The organism is Bradyrhizobium sp. BRP23 (genome assembly GCF_020194135.1).
Lineage (GTDB): Bacteria > Pseudomonadota > Alphaproteobacteria > Rhizobiales > Xanthobacteraceae > Bradyrhizobium > Bradyrhizobium yuanmingense.
The window spans coordinates 232,802-249,787 of the sequence record NZ_JADYVW010000001.1; the positions used below are offsets into that span (position 1 = coordinate 232,802).

General features: G+C 65.0%; 14 protein-coding genes. 13 read left to right on the forward strand and 1 reads right to left on the reverse strand.

What is annotated here, in order from left to right; translation table 11 throughout:
* The first annotated feature begins 8 nt into the window (after window positions 1-8).
* From I6F24_RS01105 to I6F24_RS01165, 13 genes are all read left to right on the forward strand, one after another.
* On the forward strand, window positions 9-506 hold the full coding sequence (locus I6F24_RS01105) for a tripartite tricarboxylate transporter TctB family protein (RefSeq protein ID WP_036005718.1): 498 nt from the start codon (window positions 9-11) through the stop codon (window positions 504-506).
* A 42-nt stretch (window positions 507-548) separates the two neighbouring features.
* Window positions 549-2,048 (forward strand): tripartite tricarboxylate transporter permease, encoded by a 1,500-nt coding sequence (locus I6F24_RS01110; RefSeq protein ID WP_036005721.1) that lies wholly within the window; start codon window positions 549-551, stop codon window positions 2,046-2,048.
* A gap of 408 nt (window positions 2,049-2,456) precedes the next feature.
* Entirely contained in the window at window positions 2,457-3,749 is a 1,293-nt protein-coding gene (gene oxlT / locus I6F24_RS01115; RefSeq protein ID WP_036005723.1) for an oxalate/formate MFS antiporter, read from the forward strand.
* A gap of 244 nt (window positions 3,750-3,993) precedes the next feature.
* Complete coding sequence (oxlT, locus tag I6F24_RS01120) at window positions 3,994-5,316, forward strand: oxalate/formate MFS antiporter (protein WP_036005726.1); 1,323 nt, start codon at window positions 3,994-3,996, stop codon at window positions 5,314-5,316.
* A gap of 174 nt (window positions 5,317-5,490) precedes the next feature.
* Window positions 5,491-5,919, forward strand: a complete 429-nt coding sequence (locus I6F24_RS01125) for a CBS domain-containing protein (RefSeq protein WP_036005729.1) — start codon at window positions 5,491-5,493, stop codon at window positions 5,917-5,919.
* Between the two features lie 180 nt (window positions 5,920-6,099).
* A complete protein-coding gene (locus I6F24_RS01130; protein ID WP_225149837.1) occupies window positions 6,100-7,119 on the forward strand; it encodes a 2-dehydropantoate 2-reductase in 1,020 nt (339 codons plus the stop codon).
* Window positions 7,119-7,901, forward strand: a complete 783-nt coding sequence (locus I6F24_RS01135; protein ID WP_225149838.1) for a fumarylacetoacetate hydrolase family protein — start codon at window positions 7,119-7,121, stop codon at window positions 7,899-7,901. Before I6F24_RS01130 ends, I6F24_RS01135 begins: the two co-directional genes overlap by 1 nt.
* Before the next feature lie 561 nt (window positions 7,902-8,462).
* The gene (locus I6F24_RS01140; protein WP_036005927.1) at window positions 8,463-8,666 is read left to right on the forward strand and encodes a hypothetical protein; all 204 of its coding nucleotides are present in this window, start codon (window positions 8,463-8,465) and stop codon (window positions 8,664-8,666) included.
* Between the two features lie 54 nt (window positions 8,667-8,720).
* On the forward strand, window positions 8,721-9,395 hold the full coding sequence (locus I6F24_RS01145; RefSeq protein WP_225149839.1) for a hypothetical protein: 675 nt from the start codon (window positions 8,721-8,723) through the stop codon (window positions 9,393-9,395).
* Between the two features lie 311 nt (window positions 9,396-9,706).
* Window positions 9,707-10,702 carry a nitronate monooxygenase family protein gene (locus I6F24_RS01150; protein ID WP_036005739.1) on the forward strand — a complete coding sequence of 332 codons (996 nt, stop codon included), beginning with the start codon at window positions 9,707-9,709 and terminating at the stop codon, window positions 10,700-10,702.
* Window positions 10,703-10,727: 25 nt separating this feature from the next.
* Entirely contained in the window at window positions 10,728-11,699 is a 972-nt protein-coding gene (locus I6F24_RS01155) for a zinc-binding dehydrogenase (RefSeq protein WP_225149840.1), read from the forward strand.
* A gap of 208 nt (window positions 11,700-11,907) precedes the next feature.
* Window positions 11,908-13,281 carry a cation-efflux pump gene (locus tag I6F24_RS01160; protein ID WP_128262575.1) on the forward strand — a complete coding sequence of 458 codons (1,374 nt, stop codon included), beginning with the start codon at window positions 11,908-11,910 and terminating at the stop codon, window positions 13,279-13,281.
* A gap of 215 nt (window positions 13,282-13,496) precedes the next feature.
* Window positions 13,497-15,827: a PAS domain-containing sensor histidine kinase gene (locus I6F24_RS01165; RefSeq protein ID WP_225149841.1), complete on the forward strand. Its 2,331-nt coding sequence runs from the start codon at window positions 13,497-13,499 to the stop codon at window positions 15,825-15,827.
* Between the two features lie 227 nt (window positions 15,828-16,054).
* Here I6F24_RS01165 and I6F24_RS01170 read toward each other — a convergent pair whose 3' ends face one another.
* Complete coding sequence (locus I6F24_RS01170) at window positions 16,055-16,948, reverse strand: LysR family transcriptional regulator (protein WP_036005748.1); 894 nt, start codon at window positions 16,946-16,948, stop codon at window positions 16,055-16,057.
* Between the last annotated feature and the right edge of the window lie 38 nt (window positions 16,949-16,986).

The following is a 16,986-nucleotide window of genomic DNA, read 5'->3' on the forward strand; positions in this document are numbered from 1 at the left end:
GAGGCCTCATGACTGAACGATCCCGAGCCGAATCCGGCCCCGCCCACAAGACGCTGGAAATCGGCATGGGGCTGCTGATCGGCGTGTTCGGCCTCATCGTGATCTTCGGCAGCCTCAAGGCCGGCATCAATTGGGGCCCGGAGGGGCCGCGCGCCGGATTTTTCCCGTTCTATATCGGCGCGGCCATCGTCGCGGCGAGTGCGATCAACGTCTGGAACGCGCAGCGCGACGACGACGGACGGTTGTTCGCCGAATGGGGGCAGCTGCGCCAGGTCATGAGCGTCGTGGTGCCGACCGCCATCTACGTCGGCACAATGCCGTTCATCGGCCTTTACGTCGGCTCGATGCTCTTCATCGCCTGGTTCATGCGCTGGCTCGGCGGCTATCGCTGGCTGACCGTCGCAGCGGTGGCGGTCGGCATGCCGGTCGTGACTTACCTCGTTTTCGAGCGCTGGTTCCTCGTCCCTCTGCCCAAGGGGCCGCTCGAGGAATGGCTCGGCCTGTGAGACCCATCCACCCATTCAATTGCTGCTGCAGGACGTTTTGACATGGAAGAGTTGGCCAATCTGTTTCACGGCTTCGCGGTCGCCCTGCAGCCCTACAACATCATGCTGATGGTGATCGGCATCACGCTCGGCGTCCTCATCGGCGTGCTGCCGGGGCTCGGGGGCGCCAACGGCGTCGCGATCCTGCTTCCGCTGACCTTCAGCATGCCGCCGACATCGGCCATCATCATGCTGTCCTGCATCTATTGGGGCGCATTGTTCGGGGGAGCCATCACCTCGATCCTGTTCAACATCCCTGGCGAGCCATGGTCGGTGGCGACCACCTTCGACGGCTATCCGATGGCCCAGCAGGGCAAGCCCGGCGAGGCCCTGACGGCGGCCTTTACCTCCTCCTTCGTCGGCGCGCTGTTTGCCGTCGTCATGATCACGCTGGTTGCGCCGCTCGTCGCGGGCTTTGCGCTTCGATTTGGGCCGGCGGAGAAGTTCGCGGTGTATTTCCTCGCTTTCTGCTCCTTCGTCGGCCTCAGCAAGGAGCCGCCGTTCAAGACCATCGCCGCAATGATGATCGGCTTTGCGCTCGCGGCGGTCGGGCTGGACTCGATCACCGGACAATTGCGGCTGACCTTCGGCATCACCGAACTGCTCAACGGCTTCGACTTCCTGATCGCCGTGATCGGCCTGTTCGGCATCGGCGAGATCCTGCTGACCATGGAGGAAGGGCTCGCCTTCCGCGGCGGCAAAGCCAGCATCAACCTTCGTGTCGTGCTCCAGACCTGGCGCGAGTTGCCCGCCTATTGGATGACATCGCTGCGGTCCTGCCTGATCGGTTGCTGGATGGGCGTCACCCCGGCCGGCGCGACGCCTGCTTCCTTCATGAGCTACGGCATCGCCAAGCGGCTGGCGCGACGCGGCAACAATTTCGGCAAGGGCGAGATCGAGGGCGTGATCGCGCCGGAGACGGCCGCACACGCCGCCGGCACCGCGGCGCTGCTGCCGATGCTGTCGCTCGGCGTGCCGGGCTCGCCGACCGCCGCCGTGCTGCTCGGCGGCCTCTTGATCTGGGGCCTGCAGCCTGGCCCGATGCTGTTCGTCGAGCAGAAGGAATTCGTCTGGGGCCTGATCGCCTCGATGTATCTCGGCAATCTCGTCGGGCTCATCGTCGTACTCACCTGCGTGCCGATCTTCGCCGCGATCCTGCGCGTACCCTTCGGCATCATCGCGCCGTTGATCCTGGTGCTCTGCGCGATCGGCGCCTATTCGGTGCACAACAGCACCTTCGACGTGATGCTGATGTTGGTGTTCGGCGTGATCGGCTATCTCCTGAAGAAGTGCAATTACCCGCTCGCGCCGCTGGTGCTCGCCATCGTGCTCGGCGACAAGGCCGAGGAAGCCTTCCGACAATCGCTGCTGGGCTCGCAAGGATCGCTCGGGGTGTTCTTCTCCAACGGCCTCGTCAGCACCATCATGGCGCTCGGCTTGGTCGCCCTGTTCTGGTCCGCGATCCAGGAAGGCTACAGCCGGCTGCGCACGTCGATGGCGTGAGGGGGATCTGCGCAATCCGCATCGGTACCGACGCCAAATTGCCGCACTCCAGACTTCTGGAATATAGAATTCCAGAGATTGCGCCGTCCCCCGCCGACGGCGCCTCGGCGCACGCGACCAATGCAGGCCTGCAAGAACGCCAAGTGCATAGGCTTTCAACAACGCCCCGCGACGTCGCCGATCCGAGATAAAGCGCTGTAAAAACAGCCTCTTAGCTTTAATCAACTGCAATCGCCGCCATCACGCCGACGCGATCGGGCTTTACATTTCCGCGCTCATAGCGCATGTGAACAAGCCCGCGCTATTTCGCCGCACCCTCCCGTCCTCGCTTGAATCTTGGCATATTGCATACCAGAGTGCGCGCCAGCGCATGCATAAAAATGATGGGCGCGTTTGGGAGGGTTTTTGATGACGGACATGGTGCAGTCGGCAGCAGCGGCCCCGAGTGCCGCGCGCGTAAGCGATGCCTATCGCTGGGCGCAATTGGCGATCGGTGTGGCGGCGATGGTGATGATCGCCAACTACCAATATGGCTGGACGTTCTTCGTCCCCGACATCCAGAAGACGTTCGGCTGGGATCGTGCCTCGATCCAATGGGCCTTCACGCTCTTCGTGTTGTTCGAGACCTGGCTGGTGCCGGTTGAAGGATGGTTCGTCGACAAATACGGCCCGCGCATCGTGGTGCTGGTCGGCGGCGTGCTCTGCGCTATCGGCTGGGCGATCAACGCGCAGGCGACCTCGCTGAACGGCTACTATCTCGGCATGATCATCGCAGGCATCGGCGCCGGCGGCGTCTACGGCACCTGCGTCGGCAACGCGCTGAAATGGTTTCCGGACAAGCGCGGTCTTGCGGCCGGCATCACGGCGGCCGGCTTCGGGGCAGGCTCCGCGCTGACCGTGGCGCCGATCCAGGCCATGATCAAGGACAGCGGATTCCAGACCACCTTCCTCTATTTCGGCCTCGGGCAAGGCATCATCATCTGCCTCCTCGCCTTCTTCCTGCTCGCGCCGAAAGCGGGCCAGGTGCCGCACGTGGTGGCGAATGCCAATATCATCCAGACCCGGCGCAACTATCAGCCGACCGAAGTGCTGCGCCAGCCGATCTTCTGGCTGATGTACTTCATGTTCGTGATCGTCGGCGCGGGTGGACTGATGGTCACCGCGAACCTGAAGCCGATCGCGGTTGACTGGAAGGTCGACAGCGTCCCGGTCACGCTGATGGCGGTGACGATGACGGCGGTGACCTTCGCGGCCACGATCGACCGCGTGCTCAACGGCCTGACGCGTCCGTTCTTCGGCTGGATCTCCGACATGATCGGCCGCGAGAACACGATGTTCATCGCCTTCGGCATGGAAGGGTTCGGCATCTGGATGCTCTACCTCTGGGGTCACGATCCGGTCTGGTTCGTGCTGCTCTCGGGCTTCGTGTTCTTCGCCTGGGGTGAGATCTACTCACTATTCCCCTCGACCTGCACCGACACGTTCGGCACCAAGTTCGCGACCACCAATGCCGGCCTGCTCTACACCGCGAAGGGCACCGCCGCGCTGCTGGTGCCGATCGCCAACTACATGCAGCAGACATCGGGGACCTGGGACAGCGTGTTCATCATCGCGGCCGGCGCCAACATCCTGGCTTCGGTGCTGGCGATCGCGGTGCTCAAGCCCTGGCGCAAGGTCGTGGTCGCGAAATCGACGATCTGACCGGCGATACAATTCAGCAAGCACGACGCCCGGCCTCACGGCCGGGCGTTTTTCTTTGGCGATCGTCGCATCGCCTCGCCGGGGCGCGGGCGGAGCCACCAAGAAGTGACAAGTTAGGGCTTGCAATCTGGAATATCGTATACCAATCTCCGCGCCGCGCCTGCGACGATAAGCCACAATACTCGCGACACCAGGTCGTCTTGCGATCCTGTGTCACGGACAATCAGGCGCTGGGAGGTTCTCGATGATTTCCAGCCCGGACGGCGCCGTCACCGCCGCGCCGCTTCGCACCGGTTTCCGCTGGCTCCAGCTCGGCATGGGCATCGTCTGCATGGCGATGATCGCCAATCTGCAATATGGCTGGACGCTGTTCGTCGATCCGATCGATGCCGCCCACCACTGGGGGCGCACCGCGATCCAGCTCGCCTTCACCATCTTCGTCGTCACCGAGACCTGGCTGGTGCCGGTCGAGGCCTGGTTCGTCGACAAATACGGCCCGCGCATCGTCATCATGTTCGGCGGCGTGATGATCGCACTGTCCTGGATCCTCAACGCCTCCGCTGACAGCCTCACCCTGCTCTATGCGGCGGCGATCGTCGGCGGCATGGGCGCGGGTGCCGTGTACGGCACCTGCGTCGGCAACGCGCTGAAATGGTTTCCCGACCGCCGCGGCCTCGCGGCGGGCGCGACCGCCGCCGGCTTCGGCGCAGGGGCCGCGATCACCATCGTGCCGATCGCGAGCATGATCGCCTCGAGCGGCTATCAGCACGCCTTCCTCACCTTCGGCATCGCCCAGGGCCTCGTCGTGTTCGTGCTCGCCTTCTTCATCCAGCCGCCGCGCCTCTCCATTCCGCCGAAGAAGAAGCAGATCAACCTGCCGCAGACCAGGATCGATTTCACCCCGCCGCAAGTGCTGCGCAGCCCTGTTTTCTGGGCGATGTATCTCGTCTTCGTCATGGTCGCTTCCGGCGGACTGATGACTGCGGCGCAGATCGCCCCGATCGCACACGACTTCAAGATCGCCGACAAGCCGGTGACGCTCGCCGGCTTCCAGATGGCGGCGCTGACCTTCGCGATCTCGCTCGACCGCATCTTCGACGGATTCGGGCGACCCTTCTTCGGCTGGGTCTCCGACACGATCGGCCGCGAGCCCACCATGTTCATCGCCTTCGGCACCGCGGCCTTGATGCTGCTGACGCTCTCGGCCTATGGCCAGGTGCCTGTCGTCTTCGTGCTGGCCACCGCGGTTTATTTCGGCGTGTTCGGCGAGATCTATTCGCTGTTCCCCGCGACCTGCGGCGACACCTTCGGTGCGAAGTTCGCAACCACCAACAACGGCATGCTCTACACCGCGAAGGGCACGGCCTCCCTGCTCGTCCCGCTCGCGAGCGTGATCTCGACCGCCTATGGCTGGAAGGCCGTATTCGTGGTGGCGGTGGCGCTGAACGCCACGGCGGCGCTGATGGCGCTGCTCGTGATCAAGCCGCTGCGCCGCGCCTTCATCCTCGGCCAGGAAGCCGAGCGCACGGAGACCGCAAGCGGAACCGCCAAGACCGAGACGGCGTAAGGCGCCGCACCTTGCCGGCTTGCAGAGGGGCGCAGCGATGCGCCCCTTTCTTTTTGGGCACGGCGATAATGTCAGTACGCCTGTCGCAAGATTTTTCGGATCCGCCAAATCCAGCGCTTGACGATTGGCATTATGTATACCACACTTCCTCACCACTCACCCAGGGAGGTTGCAATGCTGGTCGGAGACATTCTGCGCAAGAAGACGCCGCGCGTTGTCACGGTACGTATGAACGAAACGGTGGGGATCGCGGCCAAGCTGATGCGCGCCAACAATATCAGCGCGCTGGTGGTCAAGGATGTGGTCCGCTCCGAGGGCAACACCGCGGTTGGCATGTTCACCGAGCGCGACGTGGTGCGCGCCGTCGCCGAGCACGGCGCGGGCGCCGTCAACGTCAAGGTCTCCCAGCTGGTCTCGGTGCAGCAGCTGGTGTCCTGCACCTCCACCGACACGATCGAGCACGTCCGGCATCTGATGAACCGTCATCATATCCGCCATCTGCCCGTGATCGACGATTACAGCCTCGTCTCCGTCATCAGCATGCGCGACATCGCCGCGGCGATGGATGAGGCGCTCAACGGCACGCCGCAAGCGGCGGCTTAAAGCATGATCCGGAAAAGTGCGCAGCGGTTTTCCGACAAGATCATGCTCAAACAATAGACTAAAGCGCATCGCGCTTTAGAGCGGCAAAACTTCCCCCTGCGACTGCCGGCCCCGGCTCGGATCCTTCCGAGCCGGACCGGATCTTTCGTCCCAAAATCCGTCTCTGCTCGCGAGGATTTCATGAAGATCTGCATCTACGGCGCCGGCGCGATCGGCGGATATCTCGGGGTTCAGCTCGGGCGCGCGGGCGCCGACGTCAGCCTGATCGCACGCGGCGCGCACCTTGCCGCCATGCGCGAGCGCGGCCTGACGCTGCTCGCGGGCGAGGAAAAGCACACCGTTCATCCGCGCTGCACCGATGATCCCACCGAACTCGGCGTGCAGGACTTCATCATCATCACGCTGAAGGCCCATTCGATCACCGGCGTGATCGAAAAGATGCAGCCGCTGCTCGGGCCTCACACCCGCATCGTCACCGCCGTCAACGGCGTTCCCTACTGGTACTTCTACAAGCACGGCGGCCAATACGAGAACTCGACGCTGGAGAGCATCGATCCCGGCGGCCGGCAGTGGCGTGAGCTGGGGGCCGAGCGCGCCATCGGCTGCATCGTCTATCCCGCCACCGAGATCGAGGCGCCCGGCGTGATCCGCCACGTCTACGGCAACAACTTTCCGCTCGGCGAGCCCTCGGGCGAGATCACCTCCGACGTGCAGCACCTCGCCGATCTCTTCGCCGCCGCCGGCCTGAAGGCTCCCGTGCTCGACCGCATCCGCGACGAGATCTGGCTGAAGCTCTGGGGCAATGTCTGCTTCAACCCGATCAGCGCGCTGACCCACGCCACGCTCGACGTGATCTGCACCGATCCCGCCACGCGCGCGCTGTCGCGCGCGATCATGGTGGAGACGCAAGCCATCGCCGAGACCTTCGGCGTCAAGTTCCGCGTCGACGTCGAGCGCCGCATCGAGGGGGCGCGCAAGGTTGGCGCGCACAAGACCTCGATGCTGCAGGATCTCGAGCGCGGCCGCCCGATGGAGATCGATCCGCTCGTCACCGTGGTGCAGGAGATGGGCCGGCTCACCGGCATCGCCACGCCCGCGCTCGATTCGGTGCTGGCCATGGTGACGCAGCGCGCCCGCATCGCCGGCCTCTATGACGGCGTCTCGACACCGGCTGATTCGCGCGCACTGGCGGTGGCGTGATGACGAGCGTGACCAAATGGCTGCGCTTCCGCCATGCCGGGACGACGGGCTTCGGCACGCTGACGTCCTCCGGCATCACCGTGCACGAGGGCGACATGGTCGGCCGCAACGCCGCAACGGGCAAGATTTTGGCGCTCTCGGAGGTCGAGCTGCTTGCGCCCTGCGTGCCTAGCAAGATCGTCGCGCTCTGGAATAATTTCCACGCGCTCGCGGCCAAGCTGAACCAGCCTGAACCGCCGGAGCCGCTGTACCTGCTCAAGGCCACCACCAGCATCGCCGCACCCGGCGCCGTGATCCGCCGCCCCTCTTATTACGACGGCAAGACCACCTATGAGGGCGAGCTCGGCATTGTCATCGGCAGGACCTGCGCCCGTGTCTCGCCAGATGAGGCCGACGGCTTCATCTTCGGCTACACCTGCGTCAACGACATTACCGCCAACGACATCCTGACGCGCGACCCCACCTTCGCCCAATGGGCCCGCGCCAAGGGCATCGACGATTACGGCCCGTTCGGTCCCGTGATCGCGACCGGTCTCGATTCGGCAAAACTCACGGTTCGCACCATCCTCAACGGCGCGGAGCGGCAGAACTACCCGATCTCGGACATGATCTTCAGCGCGCAGGAGCTGGTGAGCAGGATCTCGCACGACATGACCCTCTCGCCCGGCGACCTCATCGCGGTCGGCACCTCGGTCGGCGTCGGCGTGATGAAGGAGCCCGTCAACACGGTGACCGTCGCGATCGACGGCATCGGCGAGCTCACCAACGAGTTTCGGCTGTAGACTTTTTCGCCGCCGCAGAGCAGCAAAATTGATCTGGCGCAAACCCGCCGTCGCGGCCAAGGCTACCCTCCCCGGCAAAAGATTGATTTCTGATGCAAGGGAGGACGCACATGTCGAATGCCGGCAACGCACTGCTGTGGACGGTGCTGTACGTCGCGCTCTCGTTCGCCGCGATCTTCGTGGTCTGGTTCGCCGACAAGATCCGGTCGAACTTGCTCGGCAAGCAATAGCCCCAGGGCACGTTGCTTCGTCCTAGCGGTGGCGGCTGGCCTGGGTGCAAGCGGGCCGGCACAGGGATGTGGGCGCCACCTCGCATCTTCCGCAGCGCCTGGCGTTGACGGAATCCCGGTGCTGCGCGCTCCCGGCAAGCCCAGCGGGCCCCCGTCGGCACCAAGGGTCGGTCGCGCTCCGAAACATCCAGACACATCACATCTTCGCGCGCCCGAGCAATGCCGCCAACATGTCCCGTGCGCGCCGCAACTTGGACGCATTCGGCCGCCCTTTTGGGAGGCGTGTCTGGGGGCACGGCATGACCGTGTTTGGACCAAACCTTCTAGGGGTATCGCTGTGAAGAAGATTGTATTTGCTCTGGGTGCCACGCTTGCTTTTGCGACGGCTGCAAACGCTGCAGATCTGCCGCGCCGGCAGCCGGTGCCAGCCTATCCGGGCGAGCAGGCGCCAATCGGCAAGATGCCGATCGGCAAGAGCCCGATTGGAAAGGCCCCGATCGGCAAGGCGCCGGGCCCGGTCGCCGCGCGCTACTGACGCGCAGCGAAATACGCGTCAGACATTTGCGCTCGATGGTCGAGGGGGAATAGCGTGACGAACAAAGCTGGTCGATCGGGATCCTGCATCCTCGCGGGCTTCGCTCTTGCAGCTATGCTCTCATGCACGACGCCCTCGGCCTCGGCCCATGAGACCGACAAGCAGACCGACAAGCAGACCGACAGGCGCGTTGCCGATGCGAACGCGCTTGCTACGACCGACACTGCCTCGCGGCCACAGCCGCAATCGACGCGGCGCTCGGTCGCGCGGGCGGAGAAAGGCCCCTATTACGTCGACTTCCGCGCCCGCACGGCTGCGAGCTGGGGCCATGCCTTCGTCTGGTACGGCAAGACCAGCGAGAAGGCCGTCGAGGTTGCGGGCCTGACACCGGCCGGCGATACGCTCGCTTACGTGCTCGGTCACATCACCTTTGTGCCATCCGAGACCGGCGCCAGCTATGGCGATCTCGATCCGGAATATCTGACCGCGAGCTATCGGGTCTACCTGAACGAAGCCGACGCCAAGCGCGTGTTCGCCTACATCAAGGAGTTGCAGGCCAGCTCTCCAGTCTGGAATGCCGAGACCATCAACTGTACCGGCTTCATCGGCGACATCGCGGAGTTCATGGGATTGAAGGTCCCCCATCGCTGGCAGCGCCCGGAAAACTTCGTCAACAGCCTCAAGGAAATGAACGGCGGGCGCCAGATGGTGCGGTTGTCGGCGAAGTAGCTCTTCGCCCCATATTCGGTGTCATTGCCCGCGGAGGCGGGCAATCCAGTATTCCAGAGACTGCGAGGGTAGAGCCGAGAGGTCGCGGCGTACTGGATACCCCGCCTTCGCGGGGTATGACGGCGGAGTTTGAGGAAAGAGCTTGCCCTCGTCAGGCAGCAGCGCACCCCAATTATCCGCCCCGCGGAATCTCCTCGCCTTCCGCATGGTCGCCCCGCCTGGCGGTGCAATAGACTTTTCCCACCCCCAGCGGCATCCTGCCGCCATCAACCGAGAACAAAGCGCCACGCGGGGCGCGGGGGAAACAGATCATGTTGCAGACACGGTTCACCAAGCTCGTCGGCGTCCAGCACCCGATCGTTCAGGGCGGCATGCAATGGGTCGGACGCGCCGAGCTGGTCGCAGCCGTCGCCAATGCCGGCGCGCTCGGCTTCATCACCGCGCTGACCCAGCCGACGCCGGAGGACCTGACCAAGGAGATCGCGCGCTGCCGCGACCTCACGGACAAGCCGTTCGGCGTCAACCTCACCATCCTGCCGGCGATCAAGCCGCCGCCCTATGCCGAGTACCGCGCCGCGATCATCGAGAGCGGCATCAAGGTGGTCGAGACCGCCGGCAACAAGCCGCAGGAGCATGTCGACGAATTCAGGAAACACGGCGTCAAGGTCGTGCACAAATGCACCAGCGTCCGTCACGCGCTCTCGGCCGAGCGGATGGGCGTCGACGCCATCTCGATCGACGGCTTCGAATGCGCCGGCCATCCCGGCGAGGACGACACGCCCGGCCTGATCCTGATCCCGGCCGCCGCCGACAAGATCAAGATCCCGATGATCGCCTCGGGCGGCTTTGCCGATGGCCGCGGCCTCGTCGCGGCGCTGGCGCTGGGAGCCGAGGGCATCAACATGGGCACCCGTTTCATGGCCACCAAGGAGAGCCCGATCCATCAGCTCATCAAGGAGAAGATCGTCGCCAATGACGAGCGCGAGACCGAGCTGATCTTCCGCACCATGCGCAACACCTCGCGCGTGGCCAAGAACGCGGTCTCGACCAAGGTCGTCGCGATGGAGAAGGAAGGCGCCAAGTTCGAGGACATCCGCGAGCTCGTCGCCGGTGCCCGCGGCAAGATGGTCTATGCCACCGGCAATTCCGACGAAGGCATCTGGTCGGCCGGCCAGGTGCAGGGCCTGATCCAGGACATCCCGAGCTGTGCCGAGCTCGTCTCCCGCATCGTGCGCGAGGCGGAGGCGATCATTCGCAGCCGGCTCGAGGGGATGATCGTTCAGTCACAACGCGAAGCGGCGGAATAATCACTGCAAGACGTGAGAGTATTGCATGAAAGCCTACGTCTACCGCCCTGAAGGCGCGAGGATTTCCGACGTCGCTCAACCAAAGCCCAAAGGCACGCAGGTGCTCGTCCGCGTTCGCGCCTGCGGCCTCAACCGCGCCGACACCGGCATGCGCAAGGGCCACGCCCATGGCGCGGCCGGCGGCGTCGGCACCGTGCTGGGCATGGAATGGGCCGGTGAGGTCGCCGAGCTCGGGCCCGATGCGAAGGGCGTGAAGATCGGCGACCGCATCATGGGATCGGGCGGCGCGGCGTTCGCCGAATATACGCTGGCCGATCACGGCCGGCTGTTTCACGCGCCCTCGAACATGAATTTCGAGGAGGCCGCCACCCTCCCCGTCGCGCTCGCGACCATGCACAACGCCGTCGTCACGATCGGCGGGGTGCAGGCCGGCCAGAGCGTGCTGGTCCAGGGTGCGAGCTCCGGCGTCGGGCTGATGGCAATGCAGATCGCCCGGCTCAAGGGCGCGAAGCTGGTGATCGGCTCGTCCACCGACGCGTATCGCCGCGGCCGGCTGAAGGAGTATGGCGCCGATCTCGCCGTCGACAGCTCCGATCCGAAATGGGTCGACGAGGCGCTGAAGGCGACGAACGGCGAAGGCGTCGACCTCGTCGTCGACCAGGTCTCGGGCAAGGTCGCCAACCAGAACCTCGCCGCGACGAAGATCAAGGGCCGCATCGTCAATGTCGGCCGCCTCGGCGGCACCCACGCCGACTTCAATTTCGACCTGCACGCGGCCCGCCGCATCGACTATGTCGGCGTCACCTTCCGTACCCGTACCATCGAGGAGGTCCGCGAGATCTTTGCCGAGGTCCGCAGGGACATCTGGGGCGCGGTGGAATCGCGCAAGCTGCAACTGCCGATCGACAAGGTGTTCGCGTTCGACGACATCGACAAGGCGTTCGAGCACATGGAAGCGAACAAGCATCTGGGGAAGATCGTGGTGACGGTGCCGTAGGGCGCCGGCAGCGGCCCGGTAGGGTGGGCAAAGCGAAGCGTACCCACGATCTGCATCCATCGCGGACGAATGGTGGGCACGGCGCTAACGCGCCTTTGCCCACCCTACGGGGCCGGAGCAAGGCGTAGACCGCTCCTGCAACTCACTAGCGACTACATCCTGTGGATCATCGCTTGATGTCCCACACGGGGCTGCTAAATCCCCGCCCATGACCTCCCAGCATGACAAAACCTCGGTCGCGGCCATCTCGATCTTCGCCAGCGGCGGCATGGCGGCGGCCAAGTTCGCGGTCGGGATCGCGATCGGCTCGCTGGCGCTGATCTCGGAAGCCCTGCATTCCCTAATCGACCTGGTTGCGACCATCATCACCTGGGCGGTGGTGCGGGTGTCCGACAAGCCCGCCGACGAGGAGCACCATTACGGCCACGGCAAGCTGGAAAGCATCTCCGCGCTCGGCGTCACCGCCCTGCTCTACGTGCTGGCCGGGGGCATCCTGGTCGAGGCCTATAGCCGGCTGCGCGAGGGAACCCCGCCGCCGACCATCTCGGCCGTGCCGTTCGTGGTGCTGGTGATCGATATCGCCGTCAATCTCTGGCGCGCCCGCGCCCTGCACCGTGCCGCGCGGGAGACCAGAAGCCAGGCCTTGGCGGCCGACGCGCTGCATTTCGCCTCGGACGTGATGGGCTCCTGCGCCGTGATCGTGGGCCTGATCCTGGCCGGGCTCGGCTTCTGGTGGGGTGACACCGCGGCGGCCGCAGCGGTTGCCGTGATGATCGCAGCGCTCGGCCTGCGCATGGCCGGCTCGACCGTGCAGACGCTGGTCGATCGCGCTCCCGAAGGCGCGCAGGAGAAGGCCAAAGCGGCGATCCGCAGCGTACCCGGCGTGATCGACGTCGAACGCTTGCGCGTGCGCATGGTCGGAGCGACCACGTTCATCGACACTATCGCGAAGGTGCCGCGGACCTATCCGATCGACCGGGTCGAGGACATCAAGCGCAACGCGCAGGCCGCCGTCGCCAAGGCTTTCGGCGATGCCGACCTTACCTTCGCCGCAGTGCCCGTCGCGCGCGACAACGAGACCGTGCGCGACCGCATCATGGTGATCGCGCGCAATTCCGCCCTCGCCGTCCACCACGTCACGGTGCACGATCTCGGCGTCAAGCTGATCGTCAGCATCGACCTCGAGGTCGATGCCAACATGCAGCTCGAGGCCGCGCACGACATCGCCAACACGCTGGAGCGCAACATCCAGGAGGAGTTCGGCGAGGACGTCGAGGTCGACGTTCACATCGAGCCGCTGGAACCGGAACTTCCGTTCGGGGTCGATGCCACGCCGGACCGGGTGCGGACCATCGCCGCCGCGCTGACGGAATATGCCGCCGGCAGCGAGATCCACGACATCCACAATGTGCGGGTCCGCAACACCGACGCCGGCGAGATCGTCAACTTCCACTGCCGCGCAACACCGTCGATGAGCGTGATCAAGGTGCACGAGCATGTCGACGCGATCGAGCGTGCGTTGCGGCGCGCGTTCCCGAGCGTGAAGCGCGTCATCAGCCACGCCGAGCCGCCGCGGGCGTGATGAAGAATGCGCGACGAGTCACACGTTCTCGTTTCGGACTCGTTGCACCCGTGCCTTTGCGGACGCGCGACGCACAAACTGCGTGTTGGATAAGAATAATTTCGCGTTAACGATTCGTTGACTCTCGACAGCCCGCGAAAACTGGATTCAAATCGGTGTGATTCGGAAGTGACGTGGGGCTGCTTCCGGAACTCGTTTTTCAGGGGGCCGAAGGCATGTCGCGTGCAGACGCCGCGAACGCGTGCGTCCAATCCGATTCGATCAAGGGATTGGCGCAATCGATCGCGAAACCTGCCTATCATCGGCTGTTGATCGCGGAGCCGGCGCTGCGTCGCGCCGTGCCGACGCTCATCATCGCCTTCCTGATCACGATCTGCCTCGGTGCCTTCGTGCAGGTGGTCGATCAAACGCGCCAGAAGCGGCTGGTGATCCGACACGACATTTCGGCGCTCGCCGACCTGCTCGCCGAGCGCATCGACCGCCTCACTTCGGTTCGCCAGGAGCGGCTCAAGACCATCGAGGGCCTGCCGACGCTGATGCCTGATCTCATTCCGTCCTGGGCCACGGCCTCGGGCCGGCACGTCATCGTCACCTCCGCCGGCATCGACCGCCGCATCCTCGCGCGCATCCCGGCCGACAGCGACCCGATCGGCAACGACCGCCTGCTCGATGCGATCACGACCGCGCAGCTGGTCGCGGCGCCGCCACGCGACGCCAACGTCTCCGACCTGACGCTGCCGAGCGGCAACGCGGCGATGGCGACCTCGCGGCAGATCAAGTCACTGCCCGGCTTCGTCACCGTGATCCAGGAGCGCAACGAGCCGATCTGGGGCTCGGACGCCGCGCTTTCAGTGACGCTGTCGGCGACCACGGGCTTCGTCGTCCTGATCCTGGGCTTCGCCTTCCACTGGCAGTCGACCCGCGCCCGCGAAGGCGACCTCATCAACGACGCGGTGCGCGGCCGCATCGACACGGCGCTCAACCGCGGCCGCTGCGGGCTGTGGGACTGGGACCTGTCGCGCGGCCGGATCTTCTGGTCGCAGTCGATGTTCTCGATCCTCGGTCTCGACGGCCGTCACGAACTCCTCACCTTCGGAGAGGTCAATGCGCTGGTGAAGTCCGATGACATCGACCTGTTCGCGATCGCCGACCAGCTCATCTCCGAGAAGATCGACCATATCGACCAGACCTTCCGCATGCAGCATGTCGACGGCCACTGGATCTGGCTCCGCGTCCGCTGCGAGAAGACGCGCGGCGCGACCGATTCCAGCGTGCACCTGATCGGAATCGCCGTCGACATCACCGAGCAGAAGAGCCTCGCCGAAAAGACCGTGGAAGCCGACCTCCGCCTGCGCGACGCGATCGAGACCATTCCGGAGGCCTTCGTGCTGTGGGATGCGAGCGACCGCCTGGTGCTCTGCAACTCGCACTTCCAGCGCCTGCACAAGCTGCCCGACAGCGCCGTCATCCCCGGCACCTCCTACGAGACCGTGCTCGAGGTCGGCCGCATGCCGGAGGTGCGCACCCGCCACAACGAGACCGCGGCCCAAGGCCCGGGGGCGCGCACCTTCGAGGCGCAGCTCGACGACGGCAGCTGGCTGCACATCAGCGAGCGCCGCACCAAGGACGGCGGCTACGTCTCGGTCGGCACCGACATCACCCGTATCAAAGAGCACGAGCAGAAGCTGGTCGACAACGATCTGCGCCTGCGCGCCACCGTCATCGACCTCAAGCGCTCGCAGGCCGCGCTGGAGCGCCAGGCGGTCGAGCTCGCCGACCTCGCCGAAAAGTACCAGCGCGAGAAGACCCGCGCCGAGGAAGCCAACCAGACCAAGTCGAAATTCCTCGCCAATATGAGCCACGAGCTGCGCACGCCGCTCAATGCCATCATCGGCTTCTCCGAGATCATGGGGTCGGGCATGTTCGGCGAACTCGGCAGCGAGAAGTACCAGGAATACTGCCAGGACATCCTGACCAGCGGCCATTATCTGCTCGAGGTCATCAACGACATCCTCGACATGTCCAAGATCGAGGCCGGCCGCATGAAGCTCGACATGGAAGAGCTCGACCTCGCGCAGACGCTCGCCGAATCCTTGCGGGTCGTCACCGGCCGTGCGCAGGACAAGCACCTGACGCTCGATGCCGACATCGCGAAATCCATCTCGGTCGTCGCCGACCGCCGCGCCACCAAGCAGATCATCGTCAACCTGCTTTCCAACGCGGTGAAGTTCACGCCCGACGGCGGACGCGTCGTGGTGCGCAGCCGGCAGCTCGACGACAGGATCGTGCTGATGATCGCCGACACCGGCATCGGCATCGCACCGCATTCGCTGGCGCGGCTCGGGCGCCCGTTCGAGCAGGTCGAGAGCCAGCTCACCAAGACCTATCACGGCTCGGGCCTCGGCCTTGCCATCGCCCGCTCACTGGCGCAGCTCCACGGCGGCTCGATGCGCCTGCGCTCGAAGATCGACGTCGGCACCGTCGTGCGCGTGACCCTGCCGCGGGATGCGGTGAAGGCGGGATCGGGGATATCGGCTGCGGCTTAAAACCGCGAGCAACGATCGAGTCAGTTTCGATCTGGGATGCCCTTCTCCCCTTGTGGGAGAAGGTGGCGCGAAGCGCCGGATGAGGGGTGTCTATCCACGCGCAATACTTTCGGGAGGAGAGATACCCCTCACCCGTCTCGCCGCTACGCGGCGAGCCACCCTCTCCCACAAGGAGAGAGGGGAAGAAGAGCTCTCGGTTCACTCGGCTCAGCCAAAAGACCTTCCGCTTACGATTGCAGCGTCGGCGCGACTTCGCGCGCGACGTTGACCAGAGCCGCGATCAGTGGCGTCATGGGATCGCGCTGCGGGATCACCAGGCCGATGCTGTAATTGACCTCGGGGTCGACGATCGGGATCGAGCGGACGGTGTCGGACAGGCCGAGCGTCTCGGCGAGCTTGGCCGGCATCACGCTGGCCCAGCGCCCGGTCTTGACGTGCGTGAACAGCACCAGCAGCGAGTTCGACGTCAGCGTCGGCGTCGCCTCCGCGCCGACCGATCGCAATGCGCGGTCGATGATGCGGCGGTTCTGCATGTCTGGCGTCAAGAGGCACAGCGGCACTTGCCCGACCTCGGTCCAGGTCACCGTCTCGCGATCGCCGAACATCGCGTCCGGCGCGGTGAGCAGGCGATAGCTCTCGTTGTAGAGCGGGATGGTGCGCACCTTGCCGATCGGCTCGTTCTCGATATAGGTCAGCCCCGCATCGACCTCGAGATTTTCCAAGAGCCCCAGCACCTCGGACGAGGTGGTGGACTGGATGCGGAAGCGCACCTCCGGATGCTTGGCACGAAACGGCGTCGTCAGCGCGGCGACCATGCCGAGCACGGTCGGGACCGCCGCGATGCGGATCTCGCCGGAGAGCTGATGCTTCAGCCCGTTGATCTCGTCGCGCATCGCCCGGGCATCGCCCACGATCCGCCGCGCCCAGTCGAGCGCCCGCTCGCCTTCCGGCGTAAATCCCTGAAAGCGCGAGCCGCGCTGGACCAGCATCACGCCGAGAATTTCCTCGAGCTGCTTGAGCCCGGTCGACATCGTCGGTTGCGTCACACCGCAGGCCTCGGCCGCGCGTCCGAAATGCCGCTCCTTCGCCAGCGCCAGCAATAGTTCAAGCTTGTCGATCAACCGGCCGTCCCCTCGGATTCCATCGTGGCACGCAAGCT

What these genes read in the sequence shown, in the direction of transcription:
- I6F24_RS01135 (WP_225149838.1), top strand. Translation starts at nt 7,119, where the DNA reads ATGACGAGCGTGACCAAATGGCTGCGCTTCCGCCATGCCGGGACGACG.
- I6F24_RS01125 (WP_036005729.1), top strand. Translation starts at nt 5,491, where the DNA reads ATGCTGGTCGGAGACATTCTGCGCAAGAAGACGCCGCGCGTTGTCACG.
- I6F24_RS01150 (WP_036005739.1), top strand. Translation starts at nt 9,707, where the DNA reads ATGTTGCAGACACGGTTCACCAAGCTCGTCGGCGTCCAGCACCCGATC.
- I6F24_RS01110 (WP_036005721.1), top strand. Translation starts at nt 549, where the DNA reads ATGGAAGAGTTGGCCAATCTGTTTCACGGCTTCGCGGTCGCCCTGCAG.
- I6F24_RS01165 (WP_225149841.1), top strand. Translation starts at nt 13,497, where the DNA reads ATGTCGCGTGCAGACGCCGCGAACGCGTGCGTCCAATCCGATTCGATC.
- I6F24_RS01130 (WP_225149837.1), top strand. Translation starts at nt 6,100, where the DNA reads ATGAAGATCTGCATCTACGGCGCCGGCGCGATCGGCGGATATCTCGGG.
- I6F24_RS01105 (WP_036005718.1), top strand. Translation starts at nt 9, where the DNA reads ATGACTGAACGATCCCGAGCCGAATCCGGCCCCGCCCACAAGACGCTG.
- I6F24_RS01155 (WP_225149840.1), top strand. Translation starts at nt 10,728, where the DNA reads ATGAAAGCCTACGTCTACCGCCCTGAAGGCGCGAGGATTTCCGACGTC.
- oxlT (WP_036005726.1), top strand. Translation starts at nt 3,994, where the DNA reads ATGATTTCCAGCCCGGACGGCGCCGTCACCGCCGCGCCGCTTCGCACC.
- oxlT (WP_036005723.1), top strand. Translation starts at nt 2,457, where the DNA reads ATGACGGACATGGTGCAGTCGGCAGCAGCGGCCCCGAGTGCCGCGCGC.
- I6F24_RS01160 (WP_128262575.1), top strand. Translation starts at nt 11,908, where the DNA reads ATGACCTCCCAGCATGACAAAACCTCGGTCGCGGCCATCTCGATCTTC.